The sequence below is a fragment of the Methylobacterium gnaphalii genome (assembly GCF_007992215.1).
Lineage (GTDB): Bacteria > Pseudomonadota > Alphaproteobacteria > Rhizobiales > Beijerinckiaceae > Methylobacterium > Methylobacterium gnaphalii.
Genome location: NZ_BJZV01000107.1, coordinates 1 through 922, shown reverse-complemented (window position 1 = coordinate 922; position 922 = coordinate 1). Strand labels below are relative to the sequence as shown.

The window sequence follows — 922 nt, the reverse complement described above, 5'->3', positions numbered from 1 at the left end:
AGAGTCCGTCCGAGAAGTCAGGTTGCGCGGGCGATGCGCCTGACGAGGATCATGACGGCTGCGGCGTAGAGGAAGGCATGGGCGGAGGCGAGCGTTGGCTCGGGATCCTTCCAGAGGCGACGGTTGCGGCTGAGCCAGGCGAAAAAGCGCTCGACCAGCCACCTGCGGGGATGGACGGCGAAGCCCACCTGATCGGGCGGCTTGCGCACGATCTCAACGGTGATGATCGTGGCCGTGGCGGGACGCTCGCCAGCATAGCCCGCGTCGACGAACGCTCTGGCGATGAAGGGAAAGGTCCGGCGCGACAGCCGCAGCACTGGCACCGCGCCGTCACGATCCTGCACATCGGCCGGCTGCGGATCGAGCACGACGGCTCGCCCATCCGTGTCGACCAGCGCCTGGCGCTTGCGGCCGAGCCCCTTCTTTCCGGCATCGTAGCCACGCGGGCTGCCGCTTTCGGTGGTCTTGATGCTCTGACTGTCGAGCACGGCGGCCGATGGCGAGGCTGCCCGTCCGACGCGCTCGCGATCAGCCATGACGAGGTGGTGGTTGATCCGGGCGAACAGCCCCGCGTCGCGCCAGTGGCTGAAGTAGCCGTAGGCGGTTGAGCGCGGCGGCAGGTCTTTGGGGATCAGCCGCCAAGCGCTGCCACCTCGCAGGACGTAGAAGATCGCGTTCAGAACCTCTCGCGTCGTCCAGACCGGTGGCCGACCGCAAGGCAACGGCTCGGGCATCAGCGGCGCAATCACCGCTCACTCGGCGTCCCTCGGATCGGTTTCGTAGCGAAGGCTCGCGCGGCTATGCTGCCGCCGGGTAGTCGGGGTCCACATGGCGCTTCCAGGTCAGGCTTCAGCACCCTCTTGGAATCACCGCCATCCCGACCACTCAGCCCCGCACTCGCCCCTTACCGGACGAGCTCTTA

General features: G+C 67.6%; 1 pseudogene. It reads right to left on the bottom strand.

What is annotated here, in order from left to right:
• Positions 1-17: 17 nt before the first annotated feature.
• Positions 18-830 (bottom strand): annotated as a pseudogene (locus MGN01_RS23300) (IS5 family transposase).
• Between the last annotated feature and the right edge of the window lie 92 nt (positions 831-922).